At 70.8% G+C, this 6,255-nt stretch carries 7 protein-coding genes; 4 read left to right on the plus strand and 3 right to left on the minus strand.

Features of this window, described 5'->3' with window-relative positions; genetic code table 11:
- Window positions 1-289 precede the first annotated feature (289 nt).
- On the plus strand, window positions 290-1,078 hold the full coding sequence (locus tag PH203_RS46285) for a SigB/SigF/SigG family RNA polymerase sigma factor (RefSeq protein ID WP_289928644.1): 789 nt from the start codon (window positions 290-292) through the stop codon (window positions 1,076-1,078).
- A gap of 9 nt (window positions 1,079-1,087) precedes the next feature.
- Here the strand turns inward: PH203_RS46285 and PH203_RS46290 are convergent, their stop codons facing one another.
- Window positions 1,088-1,420 carry an ANTAR domain-containing protein gene (locus tag PH203_RS46290; RefSeq protein ID WP_289928645.1) on the minus strand — a complete coding sequence of 111 codons (333 nt, stop codon included), beginning with the start codon at window positions 1,418-1,420 and terminating at the stop codon, window positions 1,088-1,090.
- Window positions 1,421-1,579: 159 nt separating this feature from the next.
- On the opposite strand from PH203_RS46290, the gene PH203_RS46295 reads away from it, so the two are divergent.
- The gene (locus PH203_RS46295) at window positions 1,580-2,383 is read left to right on the plus strand and encodes a VOC family protein (RefSeq protein WP_289928647.1); all 804 of its coding nucleotides are present in this window, start codon (window positions 1,580-1,582) and stop codon (window positions 2,381-2,383) included.
- A gap of 1 nt (window position 2,384) precedes the next feature.
- On the opposite strand, the gene glgX is transcribed toward PH203_RS46295, so the two are convergent.
- Window positions 2,385-4,523 carry a glycogen debranching protein GlgX gene (gene glgX, locus PH203_RS46300; protein ID WP_289928649.1) on the minus strand — a complete coding sequence of 713 codons (2,139 nt, stop codon included), beginning with the start codon at window positions 4,521-4,523 and terminating at the stop codon, window positions 2,385-2,387.
- On the minus strand, window positions 4,520-5,005 hold the full coding sequence (locus PH203_RS46305) for a pep a2 (protein ID WP_289928650.1): 486 nt from the start codon (window positions 5,003-5,005) through the stop codon (window positions 4,520-4,522). Before PH203_RS46305 ends, glgX begins: the two co-directional genes overlap by 4 nt.
- 226 nt (window positions 5,006-5,231) lie before the next feature.
- Here PH203_RS46305 and PH203_RS46310 point away from each other — a divergent pair, with 226 nt between their 5' ends.
- Window positions 5,232-5,531, plus strand: coding sequence for a DUF5133 domain-containing protein (locus tag PH203_RS46310; protein WP_289928651.1), 300 nt, complete (start codon window positions 5,232-5,234; stop codon window positions 5,529-5,531).
- 70 nt (window positions 5,532-5,601) lie between these two features.
- Window positions 5,602-6,255 (plus strand): maltotransferase domain-containing protein (locus PH203_RS46315; RefSeq protein WP_289928652.1); only part of this gene is annotated, 654 nt, incomplete at its 3' end.

A 6,255-nucleotide genomic window follows, 5' to 3' on the forward strand; every position in this document is an offset into this window, starting at 1 on the left:
CGATCAAGCCGTGCGCAGGAAGAACTCGCCGACGGGGCGTCACAGCACCTGCGGCGGGCGTGCCGCACATCACGTCACGGCACAAGATCAGCGGGCGGCGGAACGTCGGACGAATATGACAGACAAAACATACGAACGGTTTCAAACCGCTCTCACCGGGCATTCGCATGTCAGTGCTTCGGACAGGAGGCACGTCCGTGGGAACCGTCCCCGGTGTTCTCCGTCAGCTCCGAGCGCGCGTCTCCCATGGTGTCTGTCCATCCAGCACCTGCTGAGGGAGGTGCGCGCGATGCGTGTCACCACCAGAACGAAGCCGCATCCGCATGACGACGCCCCTGACACGGCCGCGTCCTTCGTGCGGCTCGCCGCACTGCCCGAAGGCGCGGAGCGCACGACGCTGCGCAACGAGCTCATCGAGGCCTGGCTGCCGATGGCGGAGCGGATCGCGGTGCGGTTCAAGGGGCGGGGCGAGTCCCTGGAGGATCTGTACCAGGTGGCGGCCCTGGGCCTGGTGAAGGCCGTGGACCACTACGACGCCGAGCGCGGCCACGTCTTCGAGGCGTACGCCGTACCGACGATCACCGGGGAGATCAAGCGGCACTTCCGTGACCACATGTGGACGCTGCACGTCCCGCGCCGGGTCCAGGACCTGCGCAACCGGGTACGGCAGGCACTGCGGGAGCTGGCCCAGACGACGCCGGGGCGGGCTCCGACCGTCGCCGAGATCGCCGCGTACACCCAGCTCACCGAGGACGAGGTGCGCAGCGGCATGGAGGCGCTGGAGTGCTTCTCCGCGCTGTCGCTGGAGGCGGAGATGCCGGGCACCGACGGCTACGCCCTGGGCGACGCGCTCGGCGGCCCCGACCCGCACTACGACGTCGTCGTGGACCGGGTGGCCGTGGGCCCCTGTCTGCGCGCGCTGCCCGAGCGTGAGCAGACGATCCTGTATCTGCGGTTCTTCCGGGGCATGACGCAAAGCGGGATCGCCGAGCAGCTCGGGATCTCGCAGATGCATGTATCGCGCCTGCTCAGCAGCTGCTTCGCGCAGATCCGCCAGGAGCTGGCCGAGGCCGGCTGAGCCCGGCGCTCACTCCTGCGGCGCCTCGGGGATCTGTGCCGGGCCGTGGCGGTCGAGGGCGGCCTCCAGCTCGACCCGGACATCGGAGGGCAGCTCCCCGTTCCGCCCCCAGATCAGGATCAGTTCCGCGACATTGCGCAGCTTGATGTTCGTGTGCTGGGAGACCTCCTTCAGCACCGCCCACCCCTGGTCCGGCGTGACCCGTCCCAGCGCGACCATCATCCCGATGGCCTGGTCCACGACGGCGTGCGAGACGACGGCCTCCTTCAGCTGCTCCACCTCTTCCTGCAGCTCGAAGATGCGGCCGGTCTCGTCGGACGGGTCGTTCGGTGCCGGGGTCACACATCCATCCTGCTCACTCGACCGGCCCAGCGCCAACCGGCCTGCGCCACTCGTTTCGGGGCCGGGACCGGGGTACTCGACAGGCGCCCGGAGCGGTTTCGGTCGGACACTGGAAGAGACCGGTGGCTGCATTCCGGCGAGACCCAGGACGCGACTGCCATGAATCACGACACGAGACTCCCCGGCGGCACCACGGACGTCGTCTCCACACACTCCGTGTTCGGCGCACCCTGCTGGGTGAGCCTGACCAGCCGTGACCAGGAGACCGCCGAGGAGTTCTACACCGCCGTGCTCGGCTGGGAGTGGCGGCCGGCCAAGCTCGGCGACCGCTTCCGGGTGGCGGTGGTGGACGAGACACCGGTGGCGGGGATCGCCGTGGTCGCCTCGATGTGGCGGATGGCGGTGGCCTGGACGCCGTACTTCGCGGTGCCGAGCGCGGACGAGGCCGTGGCGCGGGCCCAGGAGCGGGGCGGCACGGCCGCCGTCGGACCGCTCTCCTTCCCGCCCGGGCGGGCCGCGCTGCTGGCCGACCGGGACGGGGCGACCTTCGGGATCTGGGAGGGCGAGCTCGTCGCCAACTGGGAGAGCTGGCGCCGCGCGGCCCCGGCCTTCATCAGACTGCACACCCGGGACGCCTTCGACGCGGCCATCTTCTACGGCGAGATCCTCGACTGGGCCTCGGACCGGCCGGGCTGCTGCGAGGTCCGCTACGAGGGCGGCGAGGTCGTGCTGCGCAGCCAGGGCGACATCGTGGCCCGCATCGACTCGGGGGCGCTGGAGGCGGCGCCCGACCCGGCCATCCGGCCGCACTGGCAGGTCCACTTCGCCGTCTCGGACGTCGGCGCCTGCGCCCGGGCCGCGGAGGAGCACGGCGGCAGCGTCCTGTCCAAGGCCGGCGACGAGGCGGTGCTGCGCGATCCCGACGGCGCGCAGTTCACGGTGACGGCACGCCGGGTGCGCTGAGTCAGCCCCTCGGGGGCCGCTCGGTCGCCGGGGGCCGCGACAGCAGCACCAGGCTGCGTGCCTCGACCGGCATCTCCGTACCCGCCTTGTGCTCCGTCTCGTCGGCACCCTGCGGTGCGGCGGTGTCGATCAGCGTCGTCCAGCGCTCGCCGTACGCCGCGTCCGGCAGCCGGAAGTCCACCGGTTCCCAGTAGCCGTTCAGCAGGAGCAGGAAGGAGTCGTCGAGCACCGGACCGCCGCACGCGTCGGGTTCGGCGATGGCGTCTCCGTTGAGGAAGGCGGCGACGGAGTGCGCGTCGGAGCGCAGCCAGTCGGCGTCGGTCATCTCGCGGGCGTCCGGAGCGAACCAGACCAGGTCGGGCAGCGGCTGTCCCGCGTACGTCACGGTCTCGCCGCGGAAGAAGCGGCGCCGGCGCAGTACGGGGTGGGCGGCGCGGAGTGCGACGACGTACCGCGTGAAGTCGGTGAGGGCGCGCTGTTCCCCGGTCAACCGCCAGTCGATCCAGGAGACTTCGTTGTCCTGGCAGTAGGCGTTGTTGTTGCCGCGCTGGGTGCGGCCGAGCTCGTCGCCGTGGCAGAGCATCGGGATGCCCTGCGAGAGGAGCAGCGTGGCCAGGAAGTTGCGCTGCTGGCGGGCCCGGAGTTCGAGGACGGCCGCGTCCTGGGTCTCCCCCTCCACTCCGCAGTTCCAGGACCGGTTGACGCTCTCGCCGTCCCGGTTGCCCTCGCCGTTGGCCTCGTTGTGCTTGTCGTTGTACGAGACGAGGTCACGCAGGGTGAAACCGTCGTGCGCGGTCACGAAGTTGACGCTCGCGCGCGGGCGGCGCCGGCTGTGCTGGTACAGGTCGGAGGAGCCCGTCAGCCGGGAGGCGAAGTCGCCGAGGGTGTGCTCGCCGCCGCGCCAGAAGTCGCGGACGGTGTCGCGGTACTTGCCGTTCCACTCCGACCACAGCGGCGGGAAGTTGCCCACCTGATAGCCGCCCTCGCCGACGTCCCACGGCTCGGCGATCAGCTTGACGCGGCTGATCACCGGGTCCTGCTGGATCAGGTCGAAGAACGCCGACAGCCGGTCCACCTCGTGGAACTGCCGGGCCAGCGTGGCCGCGAGGTCGAAGCGGAAGCCGTCGACATGCATCTCGGTGACCCAGTAGCGCAGCGAGTCCATGATCAGCTGGAGCACGTACGGGTGCCGCATCAGCAGGCTGTTCCCGGTGCCGGTGGTGTCGTAGTAGTGCCCCCAGTCGCCGTCCACCAGACGGTAGTACGAGGCGTTGTCGATGCCGCGGAAGGAGAGCGTGGGCCCCTGCTCGTTGCCCTCGGCGGTGTGGTTGTAGACGACGTCCAGGATCACTTCGAGGCCGGCCGCGTGCAGCGCCTTCACCATCGCCTTGAACTCGTTGACCTGCTGACCGCGGGTGCTGTGCGCGGCGTAGGCGTTGTGCGGCGCGAAGAAGCCGATCGTGTTGTAGCCCCAGTAGTTGGACAGGCCGCGGCCCTGCAGCACGCCGTCCTGCACGTACTGGTGCACCGGCATCAGCTCCACCGCGGTCACGCCCAGGGACGTCAGGTGCTCGACGACCGCGGGGTGGGCCAGTCCGGCGTAGGTGCCGCGGAGTTCGGCGGGGACGTCGGGGTGAGTGCGGGTCAGGCCGCGCACATGGGCCTCGTAGATGACGGTCTCGGCGTACGGCCGCCGGGGCGGACGGTCCTCGCCCCAGTCGAAGTACGGGTCGGTGACCACACCCAGCATGGTGTGCCCGGCGCTGTCGGCGGCCGGGTCGTAGAGCGCCGGGTGGTCGTCCACCTGGCCGTCCACCGCCATGGCGTACGGGTCGAGAAGCAGCTTCGCCGGGTTGCAGCGGTGGCCCAGCTCCGGATGCCAGGGGCCGTGCACCCGGTAGCCGTAGCGCTGCCCCGGTCCGATCCCCGGGAGGTAGCAGTGCCAGACGAAGCCGTCGACCTCGGCCAGCGGAACGCTGTGATGGCTGCCGTCGTCCTCGACCAGAACCAGCTCGGCGCACTCGGCGACCTCGCTGAACAGCGCGAAGTTGGTGCCCTGACCGTCGAAGGCGGCGCCCAACGGGTAGGGGTGCCCGCTCCACACGGGCACCCCTGCCTTGCGTCGGCGGCTCGCGGTCACCGGGCGTCCTCCAGGACGCCGTCCGCGAACGGCTCCTCGCGGGGCACCTGGAGCACCTCGCGCAGACTCGGAGCCGGGGCCGTCGGGACGAGCGGAACGCGTTCGCCGGCCCGGGCACGCCGCGAGAACCAGATGACCTTGCTGCCGGTGCCGGTGGCGCAGCAGCCCCAGCCGTCGCTCATCGCGGCGATGTGTGCCAGACAGCCGCGCAGGTCCTGGTCCGGGCGCAGATCGCGGTCGTTGTCCCCGACCGCCGTGATGAGGTGTTGGCCGTTCCACCACATCTCGACCGAGGTGGACTTGTCCGTCGCGTGCTCGTCGATGGCCTTCAGCAGCATCTCGGCACCGCGGCAGACGGGCTCGACCAGGTTCTCGAGGTCCCAGTACCGGAGATGAGCGGCCAGGATGCGCTCGACCTGGCCGACCCGTTCCGGGGTGACTTCCACATCGAGGTGGTAGTAGCGGGGCACTGCGGTCTTCATCGTCGTTGGCTCCTCACCGGCGAAGCTCCCGCTCCTCCTCGTCCCGGTGGGACGAGCCCCGAACGCGCAGCGTGAGCAGTGATCGCTCCTGAGTCACCTCAAGAGTGGGAGCGCTACGCCATTCGTGCAACACGAGCGACCACCGAGGTGGTTGAAGATCCAACAAGACGCTGGGTCGTCACACGTGCACCATGAGTGAAACTCTCCATGGAAGGTGAACCGCGCCATGCTGCTACCGGCCAAGGCCGAAGTCGCCCGGCAACTGCGGCGGTACCGGACCTGGGAACGCGTGATGCTCGCGGCCCCCGCCGACCGCGAGGCCCGGGCCACCTTCGAGGACGCGGGCTACACCCTCTGTGTGCTCATGGGGAAGCGCTGTGCCCGCGAGGCCGCGGACTGCGCCGAGCGCTATCTGCACACCAGTCTCGGCACCTACCTCCGTGAGCAGGACGACCGGCTCCGCACGACGGCCGAGGCCAGACGGGGTCCGCCGGTGACGCTGGTGCGCGCCCCCGCCGGGAGGTAGTCCTTCCGGCCCAGCTTGGATCCCCCGCCGGGCCACGGGCCCGGCCTCGAGCACGGCGGAGGTGAGACCCATGAGTGCGAGCGACACCATCGGCCGTATCCCGGTCCGGGACGTCCGTCCGGCCGTGGACTGCGGCAGGCTCCCGGCCAAGGCGGTCACGGGAGAGACCTTCCAGATCTCGGCCACCGTGTTCCGTGAGGGCCATGACGCGGTCGCCGCCAACGTCGTACTCACGGATCCCGGGGGCCGCGCGGGCCCCTGGACCCCGATGCGCGAACTCGCCCCGGGCACCGACCGCTGGGGCGCCGACGTCACTCCGGACGCCGAGGGCCGCTGGAGCTACCGGGTCGAGGGCTGGGCCGACCCGATCTCGACCTGGCGCCACCACGCCCGCATCAAGATCCCGGCCGGCATCGACGTCGGGCTGGTGCTGGAAGAGGGTGCCGATCTCTACTTCCGGGCGGCGAGCGGGGTGCCGGAGGACGCGGGGCGCGGTCTGGTGCTGACCGCCGCGGAGGCACTGCGCGACGACTCACGGCCCGTTTCGGCGCGGCTGGCGGGGGCGTTGACGCCGGAAGTGGACGGGGTGCTGGCCCGGTATCCGTTGCGGGAGCTGGTGACCGTGTCCGAGGAGCTGCCGCTGCTGGTGGAGCGGGAGCGGGCGCTGTACGGGTCCTGGTACGAGTTCTTCCCGCGCTCCGAGGGCACGCCCGAGCAGCCGCAC

The sequence above is a fragment of the Streptomyces sp. S.PB5 genome, from assembly GCF_030403745.1.
Classification (GTDB): Bacteria; Actinomycetota; Actinomycetes; order Streptomycetales; family Streptomycetaceae; genus Streptomyces.

Bases quoted from the DNA above. Each gene is read 5' to 3' on its own strand.
- PH203_RS46285 (WP_289928644.1), top strand. From the start codon at position 290: ATGCGTGTCACCACCAGAACGAAGCCGCATCCGCATGACGACGCCCCT.
- PH203_RS46295 (WP_289928647.1), top strand. From the start codon at position 1,580: ATGAATCACGACACGAGACTCCCCGGCGGCACCACGGACGTCGTCTCC.
- PH203_RS46305 (WP_289928650.1), bottom strand. From the start codon at position 5,005: ATGAAGACCGCAGTGCCCCGCTACTACCACCTCGATGTGGAAGTCACC.
- PH203_RS46310 (WP_289928651.1), top strand. From the start codon at position 5,232: ATGCTGCTACCGGCCAAGGCCGAAGTCGCCCGGCAACTGCGGCGGTAC.